Origin of the sequence: Stenotrophomonas sp. Pemsol (assembly GCF_003586545.1) — a bacterium.
Taxonomy (GTDB): domain Bacteria; phylum Pseudomonadota; class Gammaproteobacteria; order Xanthomonadales; family Xanthomonadaceae; genus Stenotrophomonas; species Stenotrophomonas sepilia.
On record NZ_CP025780.1, the window covers coordinates 855,640 to 878,882 of the forward strand.

22 protein-coding genes are annotated in these 23,243 nt (G+C 67.0%); 11 read left to right on the top strand and 11 right to left on the bottom strand.

Annotated elements, in window-relative coordinates; all coding sequences use genetic code 11:
* Positions 1-23 precede the first annotated feature (23 nt).
* Positions 24-905, bottom strand: a complete 882-nt coding sequence (locus PEM_RS03975) for an SPFH domain-containing protein (protein ID WP_111127885.1) — start codon at positions 903-905, stop codon at positions 24-26.
* A gap of 137 nt (positions 906-1,042) precedes the next feature.
* Between PEM_RS03975 and purT the strand changes: the two genes are divergently transcribed.
* Positions 1,043-2,230, top strand: a complete 1,188-nt coding sequence (purT, locus tag PEM_RS03980) for a formate-dependent phosphoribosylglycinamide formyltransferase (protein WP_069139075.1) — start codon at positions 1,043-1,045, stop codon at positions 2,228-2,230.
* Between the two features lie 85 nt (positions 2,231-2,315).
* Here the strand turns inward: purT and PEM_RS03985 are convergent, their stop codons facing one another.
* Both PEM_RS03985 and PEM_RS03990 read right to left on the bottom strand, forming a co-directional pair.
* Complete coding sequence (locus tag PEM_RS03985) at positions 2,316-3,524, bottom strand: endonuclease/exonuclease/phosphatase family protein (RefSeq protein ID WP_111127886.1); 1,209 nt, start codon at positions 3,522-3,524, stop codon at positions 2,316-2,318.
* A gap of 37 nt (positions 3,525-3,561) precedes the next feature.
* A complete protein-coding gene (locus tag PEM_RS03990; RefSeq protein ID WP_111127888.1) occupies positions 3,562-4,317 on the bottom strand; it encodes an arginyltransferase in 756 nt (251 codons plus the stop codon).
* 156 nt (positions 4,318-4,473) lie between these two features.
* Between PEM_RS03990 and PEM_RS03995 the strand changes: the two genes are divergently transcribed.
* Complete coding sequence (locus tag PEM_RS03995) at positions 4,474-5,034, top strand: EF-hand domain-containing protein (protein ID WP_111127889.1); 561 nt, start codon at positions 4,474-4,476, stop codon at positions 5,032-5,034.
* A 59-nt stretch (positions 5,035-5,093) separates the two neighbouring features.
* On the opposite strand, the gene PEM_RS04000 is transcribed toward PEM_RS03995, so the two are convergent.
* The 4 genes from PEM_RS04000 to PEM_RS04015 form a co-directional block, all read right to left on the bottom strand.
* On the bottom strand, positions 5,094-6,311 hold the full coding sequence (locus PEM_RS04000; protein WP_111127891.1) for a sigma-70 family RNA polymerase sigma factor: 1,218 nt from the start codon (positions 6,309-6,311) through the stop codon (positions 5,094-5,096).
* Positions 6,312-6,493: 182 nt separating this feature from the next.
* Positions 6,494-6,988, bottom strand: coding sequence for a pathogenicity-like protein (locus tag PEM_RS04005; RefSeq protein WP_065178109.1), 495 nt, complete (start codon positions 6,986-6,988; stop codon positions 6,494-6,496).
* Between the two features lie 3 nt (positions 6,989-6,991).
* Positions 6,992-7,900 (bottom strand): acyl-CoA thioesterase II, encoded by a 909-nt coding sequence (tesB, locus tag PEM_RS04010; RefSeq protein WP_005412623.1) that lies wholly within the window; start codon positions 7,898-7,900, stop codon positions 6,992-6,994.
* Positions 7,901-7,999: 99 nt separating this feature from the next.
* Entirely contained in the window at positions 8,000-8,776 is a 777-nt protein-coding gene (locus PEM_RS04015) for an enoyl-CoA hydratase/isomerase family protein (protein WP_005415699.1), read from the bottom strand.
* A gap of 34 nt (positions 8,777-8,810) precedes the next feature.
* On the opposite strand from PEM_RS04015, the gene PEM_RS04020 reads away from it, so the two are divergent.
* Positions 8,811-9,257, top strand: a complete 447-nt coding sequence (locus PEM_RS04020; protein ID WP_065178108.1) for a copper chaperone PCu(A)C — start codon at positions 8,811-8,813, stop codon at positions 9,255-9,257.
* Between the two features lie 73 nt (positions 9,258-9,330).
* Here PEM_RS04020 and PEM_RS04025 read toward each other — a convergent pair whose 3' ends face one another.
* The 3 genes from PEM_RS04025 to uvrA form a co-directional block, all read right to left on the bottom strand.
* The gene (locus PEM_RS04025) at positions 9,331-10,056 is read right to left on the bottom strand and encodes a hypothetical protein (protein ID WP_053501118.1); all 726 of its coding nucleotides are present in this window, start codon (positions 10,054-10,056) and stop codon (positions 9,331-9,333) included.
* A 90-nt stretch (positions 10,057-10,146) separates the two neighbouring features.
* Positions 10,147-10,554 carry a thioesterase family protein gene (locus PEM_RS04030; protein WP_065178106.1) on the bottom strand — a complete coding sequence of 136 codons (408 nt, stop codon included), beginning with the start codon at positions 10,552-10,554 and terminating at the stop codon, positions 10,147-10,149.
* Complete coding sequence (uvrA, locus tag PEM_RS04035; RefSeq protein WP_065178105.1) at positions 10,554-13,547, bottom strand: excinuclease ABC subunit UvrA; 2,994 nt, start codon at positions 13,545-13,547, stop codon at positions 10,554-10,556. Before uvrA ends, PEM_RS04030 begins: the two co-directional genes overlap by 1 nt.
* A gap of 317 nt (positions 13,548-13,864) precedes the next feature.
* Here uvrA and rplU point away from each other — a divergent pair, with 317 nt between their 5' ends.
* The 3 genes from rplU to cgtA all read left to right on the top strand — a co-directional run bounded on the left by rplU (position 13,865) and on the right by cgtA (position 15,685).
* Positions 13,865-14,173 carry a 50S ribosomal protein L21 gene (gene rplU / locus PEM_RS04040; protein ID WP_005408557.1) on the top strand — a complete coding sequence of 103 codons (309 nt, stop codon included), beginning with the start codon at positions 13,865-13,867 and terminating at the stop codon, positions 14,171-14,173.
* Positions 14,174-14,191: 18 nt separating this feature from the next.
* Positions 14,192-14,455 (top strand): 50S ribosomal protein L27, encoded by a 264-nt coding sequence (gene rpmA / locus PEM_RS04045; protein ID WP_005415704.1) that lies wholly within the window; start codon positions 14,192-14,194, stop codon positions 14,453-14,455.
* Between the two features lie 177 nt (positions 14,456-14,632).
* The gene (cgtA, locus tag PEM_RS04050) at positions 14,633-15,685 is read left to right on the top strand and encodes an Obg family GTPase CgtA (protein ID WP_069139083.1); all 1,053 of its coding nucleotides are present in this window, start codon (positions 14,633-14,635) and stop codon (positions 15,683-15,685) included.
* A 194-nt stretch (positions 15,686-15,879) separates the two neighbouring features.
* Here cgtA and rpsT read toward each other — a convergent pair whose 3' ends face one another.
* Complete coding sequence (gene rpsT / locus PEM_RS04055; protein WP_005408560.1) at positions 15,880-16,149, bottom strand: 30S ribosomal protein S20; 270 nt, start codon at positions 16,147-16,149, stop codon at positions 15,880-15,882.
* A gap of 117 nt (positions 16,150-16,266) precedes the next feature.
* On the opposite strand from rpsT, the gene murJ reads away from it, so the two are divergent.
* The 5 genes from murJ to ispH all read left to right on the top strand — a co-directional run bounded on the left by murJ (position 16,267) and on the right by ispH (position 23,224).
* A complete protein-coding gene (murJ, locus tag PEM_RS04060) occupies positions 16,267-17,871 on the top strand; it encodes a murein biosynthesis integral membrane protein MurJ (RefSeq protein ID WP_111127892.1) in 1,605 nt (534 codons plus the stop codon).
* Positions 17,872-17,946: 75 nt separating this feature from the next.
* On the top strand, positions 17,947-18,894 hold the full coding sequence (locus PEM_RS04065; protein WP_005415707.1) for a bifunctional riboflavin kinase/FAD synthetase: 948 nt from the start codon (positions 17,947-17,949) through the stop codon (positions 18,892-18,894).
* A complete protein-coding gene (ileS, locus tag PEM_RS04070) occupies positions 18,891-21,722 on the top strand; it encodes an isoleucine--tRNA ligase (protein ID WP_111127894.1) in 2,832 nt (943 codons plus the stop codon). Before PEM_RS04065 ends, ileS begins: the two co-directional genes overlap by 4 nt.
* On the top strand, positions 21,722-22,246 hold the full coding sequence (gene lspA, locus PEM_RS04075) for a signal peptidase II (RefSeq protein ID WP_005415709.1): 525 nt from the start codon (positions 21,722-21,724) through the stop codon (positions 22,244-22,246). Before ileS ends, lspA begins: the two co-directional genes overlap by 1 nt.
* A gap of 27 nt (positions 22,247-22,273) precedes the next feature.
* Positions 22,274-23,224 (top strand): 4-hydroxy-3-methylbut-2-enyl diphosphate reductase, encoded by a 951-nt coding sequence (gene ispH, locus PEM_RS04080; protein WP_005415710.1) that lies wholly within the window; start codon positions 22,274-22,276, stop codon positions 23,222-23,224.
* Positions 23,225-23,243 lie beyond the last annotated feature (19 nt).

The window sequence follows — 23,243 nt, forward strand, 5'->3', positions numbered from 1 at the left end:
GGGCGCCCCGTTGCGAGGGTGGTTCAGTACAGCGAACCGGCGTTGACGATCGGCTGGGTGCCGCGGTCCGAGCACAGCACGGTCAGCAGGTTGCTGACCATGTGCGCCTTGCGTTCCTCATCCAGCTGCACCACGCCGTTCTTCTGCAGTTCGGCCAGGGCCATTTCAACCATGCCGACCGCACCGGCCACGATGCGCGTGCGTGCAGCGATCACTGCGTTGGCCTGCTGCCGCTGCAGCATCGCCTGGGCGATTTCGGCGGCGTAGGCGAGGTGGCTGATGCGTGCGTCGATCACCTGCACGCCAGCGTCGGCCAGGCGTTCGGCCAGCTCGTTCTTCAGGTGCTGGGAGATCTCGCTGGCATGGCTGCGCAGCGCCAGCTGTCCCTCCTCGTGCTGGTCGTAGGGATAGCTGGTGGCCATCGCGCGCAACGCCGATTCGGACTGGATGTGCACGAAGCTTTCGTAGTCGTCCACGTTGTAGACGGCCTCGGAGGCATCGACCACCTGCCAGACGATGACCGCAGCAATCTCGATCGGGCTGCCGTCCAGCTCGTTGACCTTCAGCTTGCCGCTCTCGAAGTTGCGCACGCGCTGGCTGACCCGGCGCTTGGCATAGAAGGGGTTGTTCCAGCGCAGGCCGTTGTCCTTGACGGTGCCGATGTACTTGCCGAACAGGCTCAGCACCGCCGCCTGGTTGGGCTGGATGGTGTACAGGCCGGCCAGGATGAACACGCCCAGGACCCCCAGCAGCGCACCCAGCAGCATAAGCAGCAGGTTGGGCGAGCCGGTGCTGGCCTTGGCGGCCACGCCCAGTACGAACAGGGCAGCGCCGGCGAGGGCGACGAGCAGGGCACCGGCCAGGGTGCCCAGGCCGTTGAGGGAGGCAAGCGACTTCTCTTTCATGGCGGTACGTCCTTGAGGGTTCGAATTGAAGATATCAAAGTGATATCACTTTTCGACTACCGTTCGTCGGATGCCATGACCAGGGTGCGCGGCCAGCTAGAATGCCCACCCGCCTTCACGTCGCTGCTGGAACCGCCATGGCCAAGCTTGGAACTCCGTTGTCTCCCTCCGCCACCCGCGTGCTGCTGCTGGGCTCGGGCGAACTCGGCAAGGAGGTGGCCATCGAGCTGCAGCGGCTGGGCGTGGAAGTGATCGCCGCTGACCGCTACGCCGATGCCCCGGCCATGCAGGTCGCCCACCGCTCGCACGTGATCGACATGCTCGATGCGATGGCGCTGCGCGCCCTGATCGCCCAGGAGCAGCCACATCTGGTGGTGCCGGAGATCGAGGCCATCCATACCGAGACCCTGGTCCAGCTGGAGCAGGAGCAAGGCCTGCGGGTGATCCCGACCGCACGCGCCGCGCGCCTGACCATGGACCGCGAGGGCATCCGCCGCCTCGCCGCCGAAACCCTGGGCCTGCCGACCTCGCCCTACCGCTTCGTCGATACCGAGGCCGAATACCGCGCTGCCGTGGCTGCCATCGGCCTGCCGTGCGTGGTCAAGCCGGTGATGTCGTCCTCGGGCAAGGGCCAGAGCACCCTGCGCAGCGAAGCGGACGTCGCTCCGGCCTGGGAGTACGCACAGACCGGTGGCCGTGCCGGTGCCGGCCGCTGCATCGTCGAAGGCTTCATCGATTTCGACTACGAGATCACCCTGTTGACCGTGCGCCATGCCGGCGGCACCTCATTCTGTGCGCCGATCGGCCACCTGCAGAAGGATGGCGATTACCGCGAAAGCTGGCAGCCGCAGCCGATGTCGAGCGCGGCACTGGCGCGTGCCGAAGAGATTTCGCGTGCGATCACCGACGACCTTGGCGGCTGGGGCCTGTTCGGCGTCGAGCTGTTCGTGAAGGGCGACGAGGTGTGGTTCAGCGAAGTGTCGCCGCGCCCGCACGATACCGGCCTGGTGACCCTGGTTTCGCAGGAACTGAGCGAGTTCGCGCTGCACGCGCGCGCGATCCTCGGCCTGCCGGTTCCGGTGATCCGCCAGAGTGGCCCGTCGGCGTCGTGCGCGCTGTTGGCACACGGCGAGGGTGTGCCGTACTTCAACAATGTCGCTGCCGCGCTGCAGGTACCGGATACCGCCGTGCGCCTGTTCGGCAAGCCGAGCGTGCATGGCCACCGCCGCGTCGGTGTGACCCTGGCGCGCGCGGAAACCATCGACGAAGCACGCGCCATCGCGCGTGATGCCGCCGACGCCATCGGCGTCGAACTGCGCCCCTGAAAAAGGAGCGACGACCAACGGTCGTCGCCTACCGAAACCCGGTGGGTACCGACCGTTGGTCGGTACAAAAAAAGGGGACGGACGGTTACGGCTTCACATCCACCCACACCAGGTGGTGGTCGCTGCCGTCGGCGATCTTCGCTTCCGGGCTTTCATTGGCCGGCCAGAAGATGCCGCTGCCCACGTACTCGAAACCGGTCGAGGGAAGCACGTAGTCCAGGCGCATGGTGCCGGACTTCGGGCCGAAATCGCCGGTGGCGTGGAACGGTGCGCCCTTGCGTTCGATGCCCTTGGCCGCATAGGCCAGGCTGGTCTGCTCGCCGCCGACGCTGCGCGGGGTGGGGTAGCGCAGCACGCGCGCGTTCTCGATCAGCTCGACGATCGCCTCGTGGCGGCCATCGCCATCGACCGGGTCGTTGTTCAGATCGCCGAGGATCACGAAGCGCGCGTCCTCCGCCAAGCCGCCGCACTGGCCCTTGTCGTCGCACAGCCAGGGCTTCTCACCCTTGGACAGGTATTCCTGCCACAGGCGCAGTTCGTCGTGGTTGCGTGCCGCGTTGCGCTTTTCCGGGCCGTCGAACACCGGCGGCGTCGGATGCGAGACCAGCGCGTGGACCACGCCGCCCGGGGTCTTCACCGGCACGTCCCAATGCGACTTCGAGGACAGGCGCAGCTGCGACCACACGTGGTCGTTGTAGAAGCTCTGGCCGGTACGCGGATCGACCGGGCGGATGGCGCCGGGCATCGCGCTCCACTTCAACAGCTGGAAGCTGCGCACCTTGGTTTCATCGATCGGGTAGCGCGACAGCACCAGCATGCCGTACTGGCCCGGGTGCAGGCCGTAGCCCCACGCGTCATTGCCACGGCTGCGGCCTTCGCCGCCGACCACGCCGTTGTTGTCCAGATCCAGGCCGCTGGGCACACCGGTGTTGACCGGTGCCAGGTAGCGGTAGGCAAAGTGCAGCGGCTTGCCGCCGCCGGGCTGGGCGACTTCCAGGTAGCGCTTCTGGAACAGGTCGGCGGCGCGATGGGCATCGTCGAAATCGAATTCGTTCAGCAGTACCAGGTCCGGGCGCACCTGCTGCAGCACGGCGGCGATCTTGCGTGCGTGCTCGCTGTCGCCCTCCAGTTCCTTGATCAGGCCACCGGCATCATCGGAGTACAGCGAAGTGTTGTAGGTGGCCAGGCGCAGCGCAGTGGACGGCTTCTCAGTCATCGCGGGGGACGTGGCAAAGGCGGGGGCGGTGGCGCCGCAGAGCAGGGCCAGGGCGAGGATCAGGGGTTTGGCGTTCATCCCCCTATTCTGCACCCGGCCCGGTGTCAGCGGTTTGTCAGCGCCCGTCCAGTTCGTTGTCGAAATCGTGCCAGCGGCGGCCGTCGTAGGCCTCAAGGGGATGGAAGCGGCGCTTGTAGTCCATCTTCTGGTGCCCGCGGATCCAGTAGCCCAGGTACACGTGCGGCAGCCTCTCGCGGCGCGCCCACTCGATCTGTTGGAGGATCGCGAAGGTACCCAGCCCGCGCGCGGCGTGGTCCGGGTCGAAGAACGTGTAGACCGCCGACAGGCCATGCTCGGTGACGTCGGTCACCGCCACCCCCAGCAATTGGCTGGGCTGGCCGTCGTGGCCGGGCAGGCGCATCTCCATGAAGCGGGTGTGCGACCAGCTGCCGATCAGGAACTGCTCGAACTCGTGCGGGCCATGGTCGTCCATGCCGCCATTGGCGTGGCGGTGGGTGAGGTAGCGGTGATACAGCGCGAACAGGTCGTCACGGGCGGTGGCGGCGGTGATCCGCACCTCCAGGTCGTCATTGCGGGCGGCACAGCGGCGCTGGCTGCGGTCCGGGGCGAAGCGGGCCACCGGGATGCGCACCGCCACGCAGGCCTGGCAGTGCGCGCAGTGCGGCCGGTAGACCAGATCACCGCTGCGGCGGAAGCCCCAGCTCAGTGCCAGCGGGTACAGGCCACCCAGCCGGCGATCGTGCGGATCCAGCACCAGGTCGCGCGCCACCCGGTCGGACCAGTACCCGCAGGGGTGCTCGCCGGTCTGGAAAAGCCGCAGTTCGTCGTCTCTATCGCCGTGTAGTGCCATGGGCACAGCATAGCCCCAGCCCGTCGCAGTGGCGGCGACTGTCCGCCGGATGAATGGAACCGGCCACGGCGTCAACCGATGTCGCGCCCGGGCGTTGTTGTCACTCGAGGGTGAAGTGATCACCCCGACGCAATTCCCATTCCCAGGAGTGACCCCATGATCCGTACCCCCCTGCTGCTGGCCCTGCTGCTCGGCACTTCCGCCTCCGGCATCGCGCTGGCGGCCGACACCCCGGCCACGTCGGCGCAGCGCCCGGCCAAGCTGGACACCAATGGCGACGGCGTGATCGACCGCAGCGAGGCGGCTGCCAACCCGCGCCTGGCCGCGAAGTTCGACGAGCTGGACAGGAACAAGGACGGCAAGCTCTCGCGCGATGAGATGCCGCGCTGGCAGCATGGCCGCCGTGGCCACGGCGGTGAGCGCTGGGCCAGGCTGGACGTCAACAAGGACGGCCGCATCAGCCGCGACGAGGCCAAGGCCGACCCGCGCCTGGCCGCGCGCTTCGACCAGCTCGACCTCAACAAGGACGGTTACCTGGACAAGGCTGACCGCGAGCTGCGCATGAAGCAGCATCGTGATGCCTGGTTTGCTGCCGCCGACACCAACAAGGATGGCCAGCTGAGCAAGGCCGAGTTCGACGCGGCCAAGGGCCCGATGCACGGTGGCCCGCGCCAAGGCGGTCCGCGCGACGGCGGTGCACCGAAGTCGCAGCGCTGATTCATCGCGCGCTGACCGACCACGACGCCGGCGTACTGCCGGCGTCGTGCGTTGAGGCCCTAGCGGCCGCTGGAATGGGCCACGGCATACAGCACGACGCCCAGCACCACGATGTTCATGGCGATGATCCCGGTACGCCCATACAGCGATTCATACACCCAGTTGGTGCCGGTGCGCCCACGCCGCGACGAATCGCGCGCGATCAGCGGCGCCATGATCTGCTGCAGCGGTCCCAGGCACTGGTAGTTCACCAGACCCATGCCGAGCACCAGCACCAGCAGATGCACCCACGTCGGGGTCTGCAGCAGTACCACCGCCAGCACTGCCAGGCAGCAGGCCATGGCTGTCCAGGTGTTCATGCGCACAAAGCGCCAGACCCGCGCGCGTTCGGCATCGGTCTTGGCATAGGACAGCAGGAATCGACCGCCCAGGTAGCTGCCGATCACGCCGCCGGCAACGCCACCAGCGAACGCGCCCCAAGTGCTGGCCGGAATCATGTGCAGGTAGCCCAGGGTGGCGGTGACCGAGCCCATGGCTGTACCCCCGGCCACGCTGGCCCCGCCCAGGCCCAGCTTGCTGCTGCCCACGCCGACGCCGGCGCTCAGCAGGATCGCGGCACTGGCGGTGCCGGGTGCGGCCACCAGCACCATCGACACCACGGCGGTGGCGAAGGCGGCGCTCGGCGCGCTGCTGCGCGCGAACTCACCGAAGCGCTGCAGCAGGCCGTCGCGCACCAGCGCGCGGGCGCGCGACAGGCGCTTGCGCACGGCGGCGTCGCTGAGCCCGAGCAGGTCGGCCACCTGCTGCGAGCGCTGGCCTTCGCGGTAGTACAGCAACAGGACTTCGCGGCTGTCGGCGGGCAGGGTGGAGATGATGTCCTCGGCGGCGATTTCTTCCTCCACCCGTTGCAGGCGATCGGCTGCGCCCGGGGACGGATCGGCGGCCATCCCCATCGCCACCTCGGCCGCCTCGCCGGTCAGTGGACGGTCACGCTGGGCGCGCAGCCAGTCGCGGGCCAGGTTGCGGGTGATCTGCCGCAGCCACGGCAGGAAGCTGGTCGCGCTGCGCAGCTGGTGCAGCTGCTGCCAGCCCTTCACAAAGGCCTCCTGGGCGATGTCCTCGCTGGCCTGGCGGTCCCGGGTGATGGCCAGCGCGATGGCGGTGACCGTGTTCTGGCAGGCCAGCACGATGCGGCCGTAGGCGTGCTGGCAACCGCTGGCGGCGGCGGGCAGTTCGCGTTCCAGGGTCTGGTCGATCGATGCGGTGAACGTCGTCATGGCGGCGGCTCTCCTGCGGGGATTGTGTCCCATGACGGAGCCGCGCGCGAAGTGTGACCAGCATTCTGTGCGGTAGTGCCGGCCGCTGGCCGGCATCCTCATGACAAAAAGGGGACGGAGGGGATTAAGTCGTTTGTGCCACAAACGACTTAATCCCCTCCGTCCCCTTTTTCACCCGCGAATCATTTCGAGGGCTGGATGCGGACCCGGACTTCTTCCTCTTCCGGCGCGGCCTGCGGGGCCGGTTGCGCCTGCTGCGGCTGGGCCTGCGGGGCGGGCACCGGGGCGCCGCGATGGCGCAGGCCGATCACCAGCGCCACGCCAGCGATCACCACCAGCAGCGCGATGCGGATGCGCCAGGCCCAGCTGCGGCCGCCGCTGCCCGGTTCCGGCGCGTCGCGGAAGGCGAATTCGGCGGTGGGGTGGTCACGGCGGGTAGTGTCGAGCAGGCGCGCTTCGCGCAGGATTTCGCGCGCGCGCGGCTGGTCGTCGGCACGCACGATCCATACCGCCGGATAGGCGTTGGCGTTGCCCAGGTCGGTATAACTGAACTGGCCGCGGCGACGGGTCTTGTACGAGCGCCCGTTGGTCACCTTGACGTCGATCCCATGCCCGCGCAGGAGCTCGGCCACGCCTTCGACGGTTTCCACGCGCTGGCTGCTGAAGATCTGGCGCATGGGTTACTCCTTGGCCGGCACGGCGGCGGCCGCAGCCTGGTCGGGAACCACGCGGATCAGGCCTTCCTGCGCAGTGCTGGCCACCAGCACGCCGTTGCGGGTGAAGAACTGGCCGCGGGCCAGGCCGCGCGAATCCTGCGCGCTGGGGCTGTCCAGCGAGTACAGCAGCCAGTCGTCGGCGCGGAACGGGCGGTGGAACCAGATTGCGTGGTCGAGCGAGGCCATCTGCACGTGCGGATGGTAGTAGCTGATGCCGTGCGGGAAGGTCGCCGTGCCCAGCAGGTGGAAGTCGGAGGCATAGGCCAGCAGCGCCTGGTGCAGCTCCGGGGCATCGCCGACCGGCTCGCTCAGGCGCAGCCACACCTGGTGGTAGGGCGGGCGCTTGGGCGGGTTCAACTCGTCGCGCGGGTAGACGTGGCGGAACTCGAACGGGCCGCCACGCGACAGCCAGCGCTGCACCTTGATCGGCAGCCGCTCCAGCACTTCGGCCGGCAGCGGCCGGTTCGGTTCGATGTCTTCCGGCTGCGGCACTTCAGGCATCTTGTGCTGGTGCTCGGCGCCGGTCTCGGCCTGCTGGAACGAGGCCGCGCAGAAGAAGATCACCTTGCCGTGCTGGATCGCGGTGACCCGTCGCACCGAGAAGCTGCCGCCATCGCGGGTGCGGTCCACGTCGTAGACGATCGGGTGGTCGATGTTGCCGGCGCGCAGGAAGTAGGCGTGCAGCGAGTGCACGTGGCGGCCGTTGTCGACCGTGGCCTGCGCCGCAGCCAGGGCCTGGCCCAGCACCTGCCCACCGAACACGTACTTGGTGCCGATGTCGCGGCTCTGCCCGCGGAACAGGTTGTCCTCCAGCCGCTCCAGCGTGAGCAGGTCGATCAGCTCGGAGACGACGGGTTCGGGCGTGTCGTTCAAGGGGGCGGCCACAGCAGTGAAAGAGGGCCTGATTATACCGGTCAGGGGTCAGATCCCTTTCGCCCGGCGAAAGGGATCTGACCCCGGGCGGGGCAACCGCTACTTGCCCAGGCGCGCCGCCAGGGCCTGCAGGGCGTTCTGTGCGTCCGGGGCGAACCAGGCCTCGACGAAACGGTCCAGCTGGATCAGGTCCGGGTGCAGCGCTTCGTGCAGGTCGGCGCGAGCGATGGCGCGGGTCAGCAGCATCGGCTGCCGAGGCTGCTTGAGCAGGTTCTGCAGCCAGGCCACGGCGCGGGCCACCACCAGGTCGCCTTCGGCCAGTTCATCGACCAGGCCGATCTGCAGCGCCTGTTCGGCCGGTACCAGCGAACCGGTGGTCAGCAGCACGCCGGCGCGGTGCACGCCCACCGCACGGCGCAGCAGGCGCTGGATGCCCTCCGGCGCGATCAGGCCCACCTGCACCTCGTTCAGGCCGATGGCATACGGCCGCGACGGATCGGCGCTGCGCGCCATTACCCGGTAGTCGCAGCACAGGGCCAGCACGCAGCCGCCGGCCGGCGCGTGGCCGGTGATCGCCGCGACCACCGGGATGCGGCTCTCGGCCAGTGTGCGCACGGCGCCAAAGAAAGCGTTCCAGGTGTCCAGCAGCTTGTGCTTGTCATCGCCATGCGAGAGCAGGTGCGGCACGTCCATTCCACCGGTGAAGATGCGCTCGCTGCCCGACAGCACGATGCCGTGCGCGTCTTCGGCCATGGCCAGTTCGATGGCATGGATCAACTGCCGGCACAGATCGGTGTCCAGTGCATTGACCGGCGGCCGCGCCAGGCGCAGTTCGCGGATGGGGCCGTGGTTGATCACCTCGATGAGCGTCGTCATGCTGCGGTCTCGTTGCGAAGAAGGAACCTGGGCGATGATAACCAAACCATTCGTTGGCGTACTGTGGGTGCTGTGTGCGGCCGCAGCATCGGCTTCGGCTGCGGAATCACGCTGCGTCACGGTGGAGCAGGGCTGGGCGCGGTTGCCACCGAATCCGGCGATGCCGATGACTGCCGGCTATGGCGTGATCCACAACGGCTGCAGCAGGGCGGTGGTGATCACCGGTGCGACCAGCAGTAGTTTCGGCGACGTGTCGCTGCACGAGACCACGATCGTCGATGGCGTCAGCCGGATGCGCGCGATCGAGCGCCTGCCGCTGGCAGCCGGCGCGCGTGCCGAACTCAAGCCCGGTGGCCTGCACCTGATGCTGATGCAGGGCAAGGGCGCGCTGAAGGAAGGCCAGGCGCTGCCGTTGCGGCTGCAGCTGGAAGGCGGTGGCGAAGCGAGCGCGACGTTGACCGTCCGCAAGGCCGCGCCGTAGCGGGATGGTAGTGCCGGCCGCTGGCCGGCAAAAACAGGAAATGCCGGCCAGCGGCCGGCACTGGCGCAGGGTTTTACGACCAGTCGTACGAGAACAGCACCGTGCGGCTCACCGGCTCATACAGCATCACGATCGCGTCGGCGCCGGTGGCGCACCAGTTGTAGCCGGCGACTTCGGCGACGGCGAAGAACTTGTGGCCATCGCGGCGGATGATCGCCAGTTCGGCATCATCTGGAGCATGCCGGTCGTTGGCGGCGTCGGTGAATTCCAGGGTGAAGGCGGCAGGAATATCGGCCGTTTCGATCCAGTTGCCACAGGAAATCTGTCCCCCCAGCGTATCCAGATAATCGCGCTCGCTGGCCTCACCCTTGCCGTAGCGCGAGTAGCAGGCGAGGCGGCCATGCATGGCGTGGTAGTCGCGGGCCTTGGCGTAGCTGTCGCGCATCTGCGCAATGTGTTCCTGCGCGTCCTTGTCCTGTACTGCATCGCCGATGAAATAGCCCTCGTTGCCGAGGAAGCGCATCTGGTTGCCGGCGGTCAGCTCGAAGGCGATCCAGTTGGTGGCGGTGAAATCGTTGTGGTGTTCTTCGGTGGTTTCGCCGATGCAGCCGTCGTACGGCTCGATCGGGCACAGCATCGTCGCCACCTGGCCGGCCAGTTCCGGGCGCAGCACACCGAGGTCGATCTTCAGCAGCGGCAGCAGATGCTGGCCGAGCCAGGCCTGGTCGGCGGGGAAGACGTCGGTGGGGAAGGGGACCATGCCGGGCAGCAGGTCGCTCAGTTCAGTCTGGTGGATCATGTCAGTCCTTTGAATTGGATCGCTAGTGCCGGCCGCTGGCCGGCATGCGCGAAGCGTCTGGAGGTTGCCGGCCAGCGGCCGGCACTACCTTCAGGTGGAAGCGTTGCGGATCGCCTCAGGCAGCGGCGCGCTCTTGCCGGTCTGGGTATCCATCCAGACCACCACCACGTTGCCATCCGAGTACAGCTTCGATGCGTCCTGCTGGTCGACGATGCGGTGGCCGATGGTCACGCTGCTGTTGCCCAGGCGCTCGACGAACAATTCGACCACGATGTCGTTGGGCCACACGATCGGCAGCCGGTAATTGACGTTGGTCGCGGCCACGACCGGGGCGATGCGGTCGGTCATCGACACGCCGTCCACGCCCAGCATCCAGCGCACGCGCGCTTCTTCCAGGTAGGAAATGTACTTGGCGTTGTTGACGTGGCCCATGCTGTCCATGTCACGCCAGCGCACGCTGATCGGGATGCGGGCCAGGATCTTGTGTTCGCTGCTCATCAGGCGTCCTTCTTCTTCGACGTGCTCTTGCTGGCCTTGCCGGTGCTCTTGGCGGCCACGGCCTTCTTCGCCACCTTGGCCGGCTTCTCGGGCTTCACCTTGCGCGGCGGGCGGGCGTCGGGCTTGTTGGCCACGGCGGCCGGTTGCTCGGGGCGCGCGCTGGTGGAGGGCAGCATGCGGGCCAGGAACTGGCCGGTGTACGACTGCGGGCAGGCCGCCACGTCTTCCGGCGTGCCGGTGACCAGGATGGTGCCGCCGCGGTGGCCACCCTCCGGACCCAGATCGACGATCCAGTCGGCGGTCTTGATCACGTCCAGGTTGTGCTCGATCACCACCACCGTGTTGCCTTCGTCGCGCAGCTTGTGCAGGACGCCCAGCAGCGCTTCGATGTCGTGGAAGTGCAGGCCGGTGGTCGGCTCGTCGAGGATGTACAGGGTGCGGCCGGTATCGCGGCGCGACAGCTCCTTGGACAGCTTCACGCGCTGCGCTTCACCACCGGACAGCGTGGTCGCGCTCTGGCCCAGCTTGATGTAGCTCAGGCCGACGTCGACCAGTGTTTCCAGCTTGCGTGCGATCGACGGCACCGGCTCGAACAGCTTCAGCGCATCCTCGACGGTCATTTCCAGCACGTCGTTGATGTTGAAACCCTTGTACAGGATCTCCAGCGTCTCGCGGTTGTAGCGTTTGCCATGGCAGACATCGCACGGCACGTACACGTCCGGCAGGAAGTGCATCTCGACCTTGATCAGGCCATCGCCCTGGCAGGCCTCGCAGCGGCCACCACGCACGTTGAAGCTGAAGCGGCCCGGCGAGTAGCCGCGTGCACGCGCTTCGGGCACCTGTGCGAACAGTTCGCGCAGGGGAGTGAACAGGCCGGTGTAGGTGGCCGGGTTCGAACGTGGGGTGCGGCCGATCGGCGACTGGTCGATGTCCACCACCTTGTCGAACAGGTCCAGACCATCGATCTCCCTGTACGGGGCGATCGGGTGCGAGGAACCGTTGATCTCGTTGGCGGCCAGCGAGAACAGGGTGTCGTTGATCAGGGTCGACTTGCCGGAGCCGGACACGCCGGTCACGCAGGTCAGCAGGCCCGACGGAATCGCCAGGTCCACGCCCTTGAGGTTGTTGCCGCTGGCCCCGCGCAGGTGCAGGGTCATCTTCGGGTTCGGCTTGTGCCGGCGCGCCGGGATCTCGATCGCGCGCTTACCCGACAGGTACTGGCCGGTCAGCGAGCGCGGTGCCTCCAGGATGTCCTGCAGGGTGCCCTGGCCGACGATCTCGCCGCCATGCACGCCTGCGCCCGGGCCGATGTCCAGCACGTAGTCGGCCAGGCGGATCGCGTCCTCGTCATGTTCGACCACGATCACCGTGTTGCCGAGGTCGCGCAGGCGGGTGAGGGTGCCCAGCAGGCGTTCGTTGTCGCGCTGGTGCAGGCCGATCGACGGTTCGTCGAGCACGTACATCACGCCGACCAGGCCGGCACCGATCTGGCTGGCCAGGCGGATGCGCTGCGCCTCGCCACCGGACAGGGTGTCGGCCTTGCGCTCCAGGGTCAGGTAATCCAGGCCCACGTCGACCAGGAAGCCGAGGCGTTCGCCGATTTCCTTGACGATCTTCGCCGCGATCTCGCCACGCCAGCCCGGCAGGCTCAGCTCGCTGAAGAACTTCAGCGCCTCGTCGATCGGAAGCACCACCAGCTCCGGCAGCGGGCGGTCGGCCACGAACACATTGCGTGCAGCCTTGTTCAGGCGCGCGCCATGGCATTCCGGGCAGGGTTGTTCGCTGATGTACTTGGACAGCTCTTCGCGCACCGCCGGCGATTCGGTTTCCTTGTAGCGGCGCTCGAGGTTGGGAATGATGCCCTCGAAGCGATGCTTGCGCTGGGTGCGGCCACCGGCTTCGGTGAAGTAGGTGAAGGTGATCGCTTCGTCGCCGCTGCCGTACAGCACGGCCTGCTGCACCTTGTCCGGCAGCGAGTTCCAGGCCGCGTCGACGTCGAACCGGTAGTGCTTGGCCAGCGAAGCGATCAGCTGGAAGTAGTAGGCGTTGCGGCGATCCCAGCCGCGCACCGCGCCGGCGGCCAGCGACAGCTCGGGGTGCACCACCACGCGCGAGGGATCGAAGAACTCGGCCATGCCCAGGCCATCGCAGCCGGGGCAGGCGCCCATCGGTGCGTTGAACGAGAACAGGCGCGGCTCCAGTTCTGGCAGCGAGTAATCGCAGACCGGGCAGGAGTATTTGGAGGAGAACAGGGTCGGCGCGGTTTCCGTGTTGTCCAGGCTCTGCACCGAGGCCATGCCGTCGCCCAGCTTCAGCGCGGTCTCGAAGCTCTCGGCCAGGCGCTGCTTGATGTCCTCGCGCGGGCGGAAGCGGTCGATCACCGCCTCGATGGTGTGCTTCTGGCGCAGCGCCAGCGGCGGCACCGCGTCGATCTCATGCAGCTCGCCGTCCACGCGCACGCGCACGAAGCCCTGTGCGCGCAGCTGGTCGAACACCTGGGCATGCTCGCCCTTGCGGTCGCGGATGACCGGCGCCAGCAGCATGTAGCGCTGTTCCGGGTCCAGGGTCAGCACCTGGTCGACCATCTGGCTGACCGTCTGCGCTTCCAGCGGGTAGCCGTGGTCTGGGCAGCGCGGGGTGCCTACGCGGGCGTACAGCAGGCGCAGGTAGTCGTAGATCTCGGTGATCGTGCCGACCGTCGAACGCGGGTTGTGCGAGGTCGACTTCTGCTCGATCGAGATCGCCGGGGACAGGCCCTCGATGTGGTCCAGGTCCGGTTTTTCCATCACGCTCAGGAACTGGCGCGCATAGGCCGACAACGACTCGACATAGCGGCGCTGGCCTTCTGCATAGATGGTGTCGAACGCCAGCGAGGACTTGCCCGAGCCGGACAGGCCGGTGATCACGATCAGCTTGTCGCGGGGCAGGTCGAGGTCGAGGTTCTTCAGGTTGTGCGTCCGCGCGCCGCGGATGCGGATGAAATCCATCGCCATGGGGGATCCGGTTGTGGGGGCGTTGGCTGGGTGCCGGGCCAGCAGGGAACGGCAATCGGTCAGCCTACCGAGGTGACCAGATGGGGGCAATGGGCGACAATGCCAGCCCGGTGTCTCACCTTGTGAGACAGGCCGACAGGCAGGGGTCAGATCCCTTTTCACGGGGTGAAAAGGGATCTGACCCCGTTCCGACGCCGCCCCCTGCGGCGTTCAGGGGTTGACTTGACCCGCGCCCGATGATCTGCGTACAATCCCGCTCCTGTCCGCCCTCGATGGCGGCAGCTCAGACCACAATAACTACAGAGGAAGGCCTGGTCATGTACGCAGTACTGGTCACCGGCGGTAAGCAATACCGCGTGGCGCAGGGCGAAAAGCTCCGCATTGAAAAGCTCGAAGTCGAAGTCGGCAGCGAGATCAAGTTTGACAACATCCTGATGCTGGGTGACAGCGACGGCGTGAAGCTGGGCGATGCGCTGAAGGGCGCTGCCGTCACCGCCAAGGTCCTGTCCCAGGGTCGTGCTGACAAGGTCCGGATCATCAAGTTCCGTCGCCGCAAGCACCACATGAAGCGTCAGGGTCACCGTCAGTACTACACCGAAATCGAGATCACCGGCATCGCCGGCTAAGCATCAGGAGAAGCAGTCATGGCACATAAAAAGGGCGTAGGCTCCTCGCGCAACGGTCGCGACTCCAACCCGAAGTACCTGGGCGTCAAGATCTTCGGCGGCCAGGCCATCGAAGCCGGCAACATCATCGTGCGTCAGCGCGGCACCCAGTTCCACCCGGGTTCGGGCGTTGGCCTGGGCCGTGACCACACCCTGTTCGCCCTCGTGGACGGCAAGGTGGAGTTCTCGGTCAAGGGCGCCAAGAAGCGTCGCACCGTCAGCATCGTCTCGGCCGACGCCTGATCCAGGCATCGCCGGCACCCGTGCCCCGGCATGGGAGTGCTGCATGAAGAGCCCCGCTTCGGCGGGGCTTTTCGTTAGAGTTGAAGCAAGACCGGCCAGGCCGGGCTGCCGGCCATCGGCAGGCATAACATTCAAGGCGGCGGCCTGCAGGCCACGCCCATCGCAGGCATCGAAACAATGAAACTGGTAGACGAAGCAGAAATCGAAGTGTTCGCCGGCAACGGCGGCAACGGCTGCATTGGCTTCCGTCGCGAGAAGTTCATTCCGCTCGGCGGCCCGGACGGCGGCGACGGCGGTGCGGGCGGCAGCGTGTACATCCGCGCCGACGAAAACCTGAACACCCTGGTCGACTTCCGCCATGACCGCATCTTCAAGGCGCAGCGCGGCGAGAACGGCATGGGCCGCCAGGCCTATGGCAAGGGTGGCGAAGACCTGACCATCACCGTGCCGGTCGGCACCGTGGTGATCAACGTGGCGACCGATGAAGTCATCGGCGACCTGACCCAGCACGGCGATCGCCTGCTGGTGGCCAAGGGCGGTCGCGGCGGCCTGGGCAACATGCACTTCAAGAGCTCGACCAACCGCTCGCCGCGCCAGGCGTTGCCGGGCGAGCCGGGCGAGGAGCGCACGCTGAAGCTGGAGCTGAAGCTGCTGGCCGATGTCGGCCTGCTGGGCTTCCCCAACGCCGGCAAGAGCACCCTGATCCGCGCCGTTTCGGCGGCGACGCCGAAGGTGGCTGATTACCCGTTCACCACGCTGTACCCGAACCTGGGCGTGGTGAAGGTGGAGAACCACCGCAGCTTCGTGATCGCCGACATTCCCGGCCTGATCGAAGGCGCGGCCGATGGCGCCGGCCTGGGCGCGCAGTTCCTGCGCCACCTGCAGCGCACCCGCCTGCTGCTGCACCTGGTGGACATCTCGCCGATGGAAGGTGGCGTGGACGGCATCTCGCCGGTGGAGCAGGTGCGTGCGATCGAGCGCGAGCTGGGGAAGCACGATCCGGAACTGCTGAAAAAGCCGCGCTGGCTGGTGCTGAACAAGGCTGACCTGATGTTCGAAGACGAGGCGCAGGCCGCGGCCGAGCAGATCGTTGCCGAGCTGGGCTGGAAGGAGCCGTGGTTCCTGGTCTCCGCACTGGGGCGCGAAGGCACCTTCCCGATCATGAGCCGGATCATGGCCTTCTTCGATCGCCAGAAGGAAGAAGAGCAGGAAGCCCGCGACGCGCAGTAATGCTGTTGTGGTTCCATGCGAAAAACCCGGCTTCGGCCGGGTTTTTTGTTGCCGGGGTCAGATCCCTTTTCCGCTGGAAAAGGGATCTGACCCCGGACGTGTCAAAAGTCCCGGATCGCGGGCAACAAAAAACCCGGCCGGGGCCGGGCTTTTGTCTGCAGCCCAACCCCGAAGGGCAGGGCGGCAACGCCGGATCAGGCGGCCTTGAGGGCCTTGATGCGGTCGTTCAGGCGGCTCTTGTGGCGAGCAGCCTTGTTCTTGTGGATCAGGCCACGCGCGCTGAAGCGATCCAGGATCGGCTGGGCAACGGCGAAGGCGGCTTCGGCGCCGGCGGCATCGTTGGCGTCCAGCGCCTTGATCACTTTCTTGACAGCGGTGCGCAGCATCGAGCGCTGAGCCACGTTGCGCGCGTTGCGCACGACGGTCTGCTTGGCGCGCTTCTTGGCGGACTTGATATTGGCCACGGTGGTGGTTTCCTGAAAAAATCGGTGTTATGGGAACAGCAAGCTAGCTAGTATGATGGCGTAAGAAATGCACGTCAAGTCGATTGTCAAGAGGGACGCTGAGTGAGTTCACCCAAGTTGTTGCGGGGCCTGCTGTCGTTCAGCAGCATGACCATGGTCTCGCGCGTTCTCGGACTTGTCCGGGACTTCGTGGTGACCACCACGTTCGGCACCAACGCCATCACTGATGCTTTCTGGGTCGCCTTCAGGGTACCCAATTTCCTGCGGCGTTTGTTCGCCGAGGGCTCGTTTGCCACTGCTTTCGTGCCCGTGTTCACGGAAGTGAAGGAAACCCGCAGCCACGCCGAGCTGCGCGAACTGATGGCGCGCACCGCCGGCACCCTGGGCGGGGTGCTGATGCTGGTCACCGCACTGGCGCTGATCTTCGCGCCGCAGCTGGCCTCGGTCTTCTCCAGTGGCGTTGATACCGACCCGGTCAAGCAGGGCCTGCTGGTCGACCTGTTCCGCCTGACCTTCCCGTTCCTGCTGTTCGTCTCGCTGACCGCACTGGCCGGTGGTGCGCTGAACAGCTTCCAGCGCTTTGCCATGCCGGCGCTGACCCCGGTCATTCTCAACCTGTGCATGATCGCCGGCGCGCTGTGGCTGGCACCGCGGCTGGGCGGCACGCCGGAAAAGCAGATCCTGGCGCTGGGCTGGGCGGTGCTGGCCGCCGGCATCCTGCAGTTGCTGTTCCAGCTGCCCTCGCTGAAGGGCATCAACCTGCTGACCCTGCCGCGCTGGGGCTGGCGCCACCCGGGTGTGCGCAAGGTCATGACGCTGATGGTGCCGACCCTGTTTGGTTCCTCGGTGGCGCAGATCAACCTGCTGCTGGATACGGTGATCGCGGCCAAGCTGACCGACGGCTCGCAGTCGTGGCTGTCGCTGGCTGACCGCTTCCTGGAGCTGCCGCTGGGCGTGTTCGGCGTGGCACTGGGCACGGTGATCCTGCCGGCGCTGGCCCGCCACCATGTCAGCACCGACCGCGAGGGCTTCTCGCGCTCGCTGGACTGGGGCCTGCGCATGACCCTGCTGATCTCGGTGCCGGCCATGCTGGGCCTGCTGCTGCTGGCCGAGCCGCTGATCGCGACCATCTTCCAGCACGGCCAGTTCAGCGCCTTCGACACCCGCATGACCGCGCTGTCGGTGTATGGCCTGAGCTTCGGCCTGCCGGCATTCGCCCTGCTGAAGGTGGTGCTGCCGGCCTTCTACGCCCGCCAGGACACCAAGACCCCGGTGCGCGCCGGCGTGGCGGCGCTGGTGGCCAACATGGTGTTCAACTTCGCCCTGCTGGCCGTGCTGTACCAGGTGATGGTGCCCGACGCGCTGAAGGCGCAGGGCGTGATGGCGGCCATCGGCAAGCAGCCGGGCCTGCACCTGGCACTGGGCATCGCCAGCGCGCTGTCCAGTTACCTGAACCTGGGCCTGCTCTGGTACTGGCTGGGCAAGACCGATGTCTACCAGCGCCGGCCGGGTTGGGGCGGCTATCTGCTGCGCCTGGTGCTGGCCTGTGTGGCCATGGTTGGCGTGCTGTTGGCCCTGCTGCACTGGCTGCCGGGTTTCTCCGCGATGCGTGTCTGGGAGCGGATCGGTGCCCTTGCGTTGCTGGTCGGCGGCGGCGGCGCGACCTATGCGGTGGCCATGCTGGCGATGGGCTTCCGTCCGCGCGACCTGCGCGGGCATTGATCGCGGCCCGTGGCGGCTATACTTCAGGGTTACACCATTGAAGCGGCGGCCCCGGTCGGGCCGGAACGAGAGTTGATGAGCAGGCTGTTCAGAAGCGTCGAGGGCGGGGAGCTGTTCCCCAACGGAAGCGTGGTCTGTATCGGTGCATTCGACGGCCTCCACCTGGGCCATCGTGCGCTGGTCCGCCACGCGGTCGCCCGCGCGCGCGCCTTGGGCGTGGCCGCAGTGGCCGTGGCATTCGAGCCGCTGCCGCGTGAATTCTTCGCCCAGGGCACGCCGCCGCCGCGGCTGACCCTGGCGCGCAGCAAGGTCGAGATCCTGCGCGAGCTCGGTGTCGATGCGGTCGGCCTGCTGCGCTTCGATGCTGCGATGGCGGCGATGCCGGCCGAGACCTTCGTGCGCCGGTTGCTGGTGCACCGGCTGGGCGCCCGCGAAGTCTGGATCGGGCCGGAGTTCTGCTTCGGCAACCGCCGCCGCGGTGATCTGGCACTGCTGCAGGAGATGGGCGCCGAACTGGGCTTCAGCGCCGGCGAGATTGAAGCGGTGGACCTGCATGGCGAGCGCATCTCCAGCACCCGCATCCGCCAGCTGCTGCAGGGGGGCGATTTCGCCCGCGCCAACGACCTGCTCGGTCGCCCGTATGCGATCAGCGGGCGCGTGGTGCGCGGTCGCCAGCTTGGCCGTACGCTGGGCTTCCCCACCGCCAACCTGCGCTTCCCGAAGACCCCGGCGCTGTCGGGCATCTACGCAACCTGGGTGCACGGCGTGTTCGACCAGCCGTGGCCGTCGGTGTCCAGCTTCGGCACTCGGCCGACGGTGGAGGGCGTGGAGCCGCTGCTGGAAGCCCACCTGTTCGATTTCCAGGGCGACCTGTACGGGCGCCACATCGACGTGGAGTTTGTCGCCAAGCTGCGCGACGAAGAGAAATTCAATGATCTGGCGGCACTGACCGACCAGATGCACCGCGACGCCGAACAGGCGCGCGCCCTCCTTTCCGAACATAGATTGCGAGCCACTGCGTGAGCCAGGACTACAAGACCACCCTGAACCTGCCAGCCACCGAATTCCCGATGCGCGGCGACCTGCCCAAGCGCGAGCCGGGCATTCTGGCGCAGTGGGAAGCGCAGGGGCTCTACCAGCAGCTGCGTGACAACGCCGCCGGCCGCCCGCTGTTCGTGCTGCACGACGGCCCGCCCTACGCCAACGGCCGCATCCACCTGGGCCATGCGGTCAACAAGATCCTGAAGGACATCATCGTCAAGTCGCGCTACCTGGCCGGCTTCGATGCGCCCTATGTGCCGGGCTGGGACTGCCATGGCCTGCCGATCGAGATCGCGGTCGAGAAGAAGTGGGGCAAGGTCGGCACCAAGCTCGATGCGGTTGAATTCCGGCAGAAGTGCCGCGAGTTCGCCGAAGAGCAGATCAACATCCAGCGCGTGGACTTCAAGCGCCTGGGCGTGACCGGCGATTGGGACAACCCGTACAAGACCCTGAGTTTCGACTTCGAAGCCAATGAGATCCGTGCGCTGGCCAAGGTCGTCGCCAACGGTCACCTGGTGCGTGGTGCCAAGCCGGTGTACTGGTGCTTCGACTGTGGCTCGGCATTGGCCGAGGCGGAGATCGAGTACCAGGAAAAGGAATCGCCGGCGATCGACGTGGCCTACGCCGCGCGCGATGCCCAGGCCATCGGCAAGGCGTTCGGTGTGAGCGTGCCGGCCGACGTCGAAGTGGCCGTGCCGATCTGGACCACCACCCCGTGGACGCTGCCGGCCTCGCTGGCGGTGTCGCTTGGCGCGGAAATCAACTATGTGCTGGCCGAAGGCCCGGCCCACAACGGCAAGCGCCGTTGGCTGGTGCTGGCCGCCGCGCTGGCCGAGCGCTCGCTGCAGCGCTACGGCGTCGAGAGCGTCGTGCTGCACGGTGAAACCACCGGTGCGGCGCTGGAGAACCAGCTGCTGGCGCATCCGTTCTATCCGGAGCGCGACATCCCGCTGCTCAATGGCGACCACGTCTCCGACGAGGACGGTACCGGTGCGGTGCACACCGCCCCTGGTCACGGCCAGGAAGACTTCGTGGTCAGCCAGAAGTACGGCCTGCTGGACAAGTACAACGCCGGGCAGGTGACCCCGATCGACGGCCGTGGCGTGTACCTGGAATCGACCCCGCCGGCCGGTGAGGTGGTGCTGGCCGGCCAGCACCTGTGGAAGGCGCAGGAGGCCATCGTCGGCGTGCTGCGCGACAACGGTGCGCTGCTGGCCTTCCACCCGATCCGCCACAGCTATCCGCACTGCTGGCGCCACAAGACACCAGTGGTGTTCCGCGCCACTCCGCAGTGGTTCATCTCGATGGACAAGGCCAACCTGCGCAGCGATGCGCTGGCTGCGATCGACACTGTCGGCTGGTTCCCGACCTGGGGCAAGGCGCGCATCCAGAGCATGGTCGACGGTCGCCCGGACTGGACCATCTCGCGCCAGCGCACCTGGGGCGTACCGATCGCACTGTTCACCCATCGCCAGACCGGCGAGATCCACCCGCGCTCGGTGGAGCTGATGCAGCAGGTCGCCGACCGCGTCGAAGCCGAGGGCATCGATGTGTGGTACTCGCTGGACGCCGCCGAACTGCTCGGCGCCGAAGCGGCCGACTACGAGAAAGTCACCGACATCCTCGACGTCTGGTTCGATTCGGGCGTGACCCATGAAGGCGTGCTCGCCGCGCGTGGCTTCGGCAAGCCGGCCGACCTGTACCTGGAAGGCTCCGACCAGCACCGCGGCTGGTTCCAGTCCTCGCTGCTGACCGGCGTGGCGATCGACAAGCGCGCGCCGTACAAGCAGTGCCTCACCCACGGCTTCACCGTGGATGAGCACGGCCGCAAGATGTCCAAGTCGCTGGGCAACGGCATCGAGCCGCAGGACATCATGAACAAGCTGGGCGCGGACATCCTGCGCCTGTGGATCGCCTCGGCCGACTACAGCAACGAGATGTCGCTGTCGCAGGAAATCCTGAAGCGCAATGCTGACGCCTACCGCCGCCTGCGCAACACCGCACGCTTCCTGCTCGGCAACCTGGACGGTTTCGATCCGGCCCGGCACCTGCAACCGCTCGAGCAGATGGTCGCGCTGGACCGCTGGATCGTGCATCGCGCCTGGGAGCTGCAGGAGAAGATCAAGGCGGCCTACGACGGCTACAACATGGCCGAGATCGTGCAGCTGCTGCTGAACTTCTGCAGCGTGGATCTGGGCTCGCTGTACCTGGACGTGACCAAGGACCGCCTGTACACCATGCCGACCGATTCGCATGGTCGCCGTTCGGCACAGAGCGCGATGTACCACATCGCCGAAGCGTTCACCCGCTGGGTGGCGCCGATCCTGACCTTCACCGCCGACGAGCTGTGGGGCTACCTGCCGGGCGAACGTGCCGGCCATGTGCTGTTCACCACCTGGTACGACGGCCTGGCGCCGCTGCCGGCCGGTGCCCAGCTCAACGCCGCCGATTTCGACCAGCTGCTGGCCGTGCGCGAGCAGGTGGCCAAGGTGCTCGAGCCGATGCGTGCAAACGGCGCGATCGGTGCCGCGCTGGAAGCGGAAATCACCATCGCCGCCAGCGAAGAGCAGGCCGCGAAGTGGCAGCCGCTGGCCGATGAACTGCGCTTCCTGTTCATCAGCGGCGACGTGCAGGTGCGGCCAGCGACCACCGACGAGGTGTTCGTCAGCGCCCAGCCGACCACCAAGACCAAGTGCGTGCGCTGCTGGCACCATCGCGCCGATGTCGGCAGCAACGCCGACCATCCGGAACTGTGCGGCCGCTGCGTGAGCAACATCACCGGTGCCGGTGAAGTGCGGAGCTGGTTCTGATGGCCGCGTCCCGTCCGCATCCGAACGCCCTGGTCTGGCTGCTGCTGTCGGCCGCCATCATCGGCCTGGACCAGTGGTCCAAGGCCTGGGTGCTGTCGAGCCTGCCGGAGTTCCAGCCGGTGGTGGTCATCGACGGCTTCTGGAACTGGTACCGCACCTACAACACCGGTGCGGCGTTCAGTTTCCTGAGCGACGCTGGTGGTTGGCAGAAGTACTTCTTCACCGCGCTGGCAATCGCCATCAGCGGCCTGATGGCCTGGTGGCTGCGCGGCACCGCCCGTGGCAACTGGAAGGCCGCGGTGCCGTATGCGCTGATCATCGGCGGTGCCATCGGCAACGTGATCGACCGCCAGGTCCACGGCCATGTGGTCGATTTCATCCAGTGGTACGTGGGCAGCTATACCTGGCCCTCGTTCAACATCGCCGATTCGGCCATCGTGGTGGGTGCCATCGGCATCGCCCTGTTTGGCCTGTTCGACGGCAAGTCCGCCAAAAAGGCGGATAATGCCAATCCGAAACCGTAAGCCGGCCGCTGCCGGGAGATTGAACTGATGGATGTGCTGCTCGCCAACCCGCGTGGTTTCTGTGCCGGTGTCGATCGTGCGATCGAGATCGTCAAGCGCGCGATCGAAACGCTGGGCGCGCCCATCTACGTCCGCCATGAAGTGGTGCACAACCGCTTCGTGGTCGACGACCTGAAGCAGCGCGGCGCGATCTTCGTCGAAGAGCTCGACGAGGTTCCGGACAACAACACGGTGATCTTCAGCGCGCATGGCGTCTCCCAGGCCGTGCGCCAGGAAGCCGAGCGCCGTGGCCTGAAGGTGTTCGATGCCACCTGCCCGCTGGTGACCAAGGTCCACTTCGAAGTCGCCCGCCATTGTCGTGCCGGCCGTGACGTGGTGCTGATCGGCCATGCCGGTCACCCGGAAGTGGAAGGCACCATGGGCCAGTGGAACCGCGAAGCCGGTACCGGCCAGATCTACCTGGTCGAGGATGTCGAGCAGGTTGCCACGCTGCACATCAACCAGCCGGACAACTTCGCCTACACCACCCAGACGACGCTGTCGGTGGACGATACGCGCGGCATCATCGATGCGCTGCGCGAGCGTTTCCCGGCGATGCAGGGCCCGAAGAACGACGACATCTGCTACGCCACGCAGAACCGCCAGGACGCCGTGCGCGACCTGGCCAAGCGCTGCGACCTGGTGCTGGTGGTCGGTTCGCCGAACAGCTCCAACTCGAACCGTCTGAGCGAACTGGCCCGCCGTGAAGGTGTGGAGTCGTACCTGATCGACGGTGCGCACGAGATCGACCCGGCGTGGGTGGTGGGCAAGCAGCACATCGGCGTGACCGCTGGCGCCTCGGCGCCGCAGGTACTGGTCGATGGCGTGCTGGCGCGCCTGGCCGAGCTGGGTGCAACCGGCGTGGGCGAGCTGGAAGGCGAACCGGAATCGATGGTGTTCGCGCTGCCGAAGGAACTGCGTCTGCGCCTGGTCGACTGACCGGGAAGCGCCTCATCCA

Bases quoted from the DNA above. Each gene is read 5' to 3' on its own strand.
- PEM_RS03975 (WP_111127885.1), bottom strand. From the start codon at position 905: ATGAAAGAGAAGTCGCTTGCCTCCCTCAACGGCCTGGGCACCCTGGCC.
- purT (WP_069139075.1), top strand. From the start codon at position 1,043: ATGGCCAAGCTTGGAACTCCGTTGTCTCCCTCCGCCACCCGCGTGCTG.
- PEM_RS03985 (WP_111127886.1), bottom strand. From the start codon at position 3,524: ATGAACGCCAAACCCCTGATCCTCGCCCTGGCCCTGCTCTGCGGCGCC.
- PEM_RS03990 (WP_111127888.1), bottom strand. From the start codon at position 4,317: ATGGCACTACACGGCGATAGAGACGACGAACTGCGGCTTTTCCAGACC.
- PEM_RS03995 (WP_111127889.1), top strand. From the start codon at position 4,474: ATGATCCGTACCCCCCTGCTGCTGGCCCTGCTGCTCGGCACTTCCGCC.
- PEM_RS04000 (WP_111127891.1), bottom strand. From the start codon at position 6,311: ATGACGACGTTCACCGCATCGATCGACCAGACCCTGGAACGCGAACTG.
- PEM_RS04005 (WP_065178109.1), bottom strand. From the start codon at position 6,988: ATGCGCCAGATCTTCAGCAGCCAGCGCGTGGAAACCGTCGAAGGCGTG.
- PEM_RS04015 (WP_005415699.1), bottom strand. From the start codon at position 8,776: ATGACGACGCTCATCGAGGTGATCAACCACGGCCCCATCCGCGAACTG.
- PEM_RS04020 (WP_065178108.1), top strand. From the start codon at position 8,811: ATGATAACCAAACCATTCGTTGGCGTACTGTGGGTGCTGTGTGCGGCC.
- PEM_RS04025 (WP_053501118.1), bottom strand. From the start codon at position 10,056: ATGATCCACCAGACTGAACTGAGCGACCTGCTGCCCGGCATGGTCCCC.
- PEM_RS04030 (WP_065178106.1), bottom strand. From the start codon at position 10,554: ATGAGCAGCGAACACAAGATCCTGGCCCGCATCCCGATCAGCGTGCGC.
- uvrA (WP_065178105.1), bottom strand. From the start codon at position 13,547: ATGGCGATGGATTTCATCCGCATCCGCGGCGCGCGGACGCACAACCTG.
- rplU (WP_005408557.1), top strand. From the start codon at position 13,865: ATGTACGCAGTACTGGTCACCGGCGGTAAGCAATACCGCGTGGCGCAG.
- rpmA (WP_005415704.1), top strand. From the start codon at position 14,192: ATGGCACATAAAAAGGGCGTAGGCTCCTCGCGCAACGGTCGCGACTCC.
- cgtA (WP_069139083.1), top strand. From the start codon at position 14,633: ATGAAACTGGTAGACGAAGCAGAAATCGAAGTGTTCGCCGGCAACGGC.
- PEM_RS04065 (WP_005415707.1), top strand. From the start codon at position 17,947: ATGAGCAGGCTGTTCAGAAGCGTCGAGGGCGGGGAGCTGTTCCCCAAC.
- lspA (WP_005415709.1), top strand. From the start codon at position 21,722: ATGGCCGCGTCCCGTCCGCATCCGAACGCCCTGGTCTGGCTGCTGCTG.
- ispH (WP_005415710.1), top strand. From the start codon at position 22,274: ATGGATGTGCTGCTCGCCAACCCGCGTGGTTTCTGTGCCGGTGTCGAT.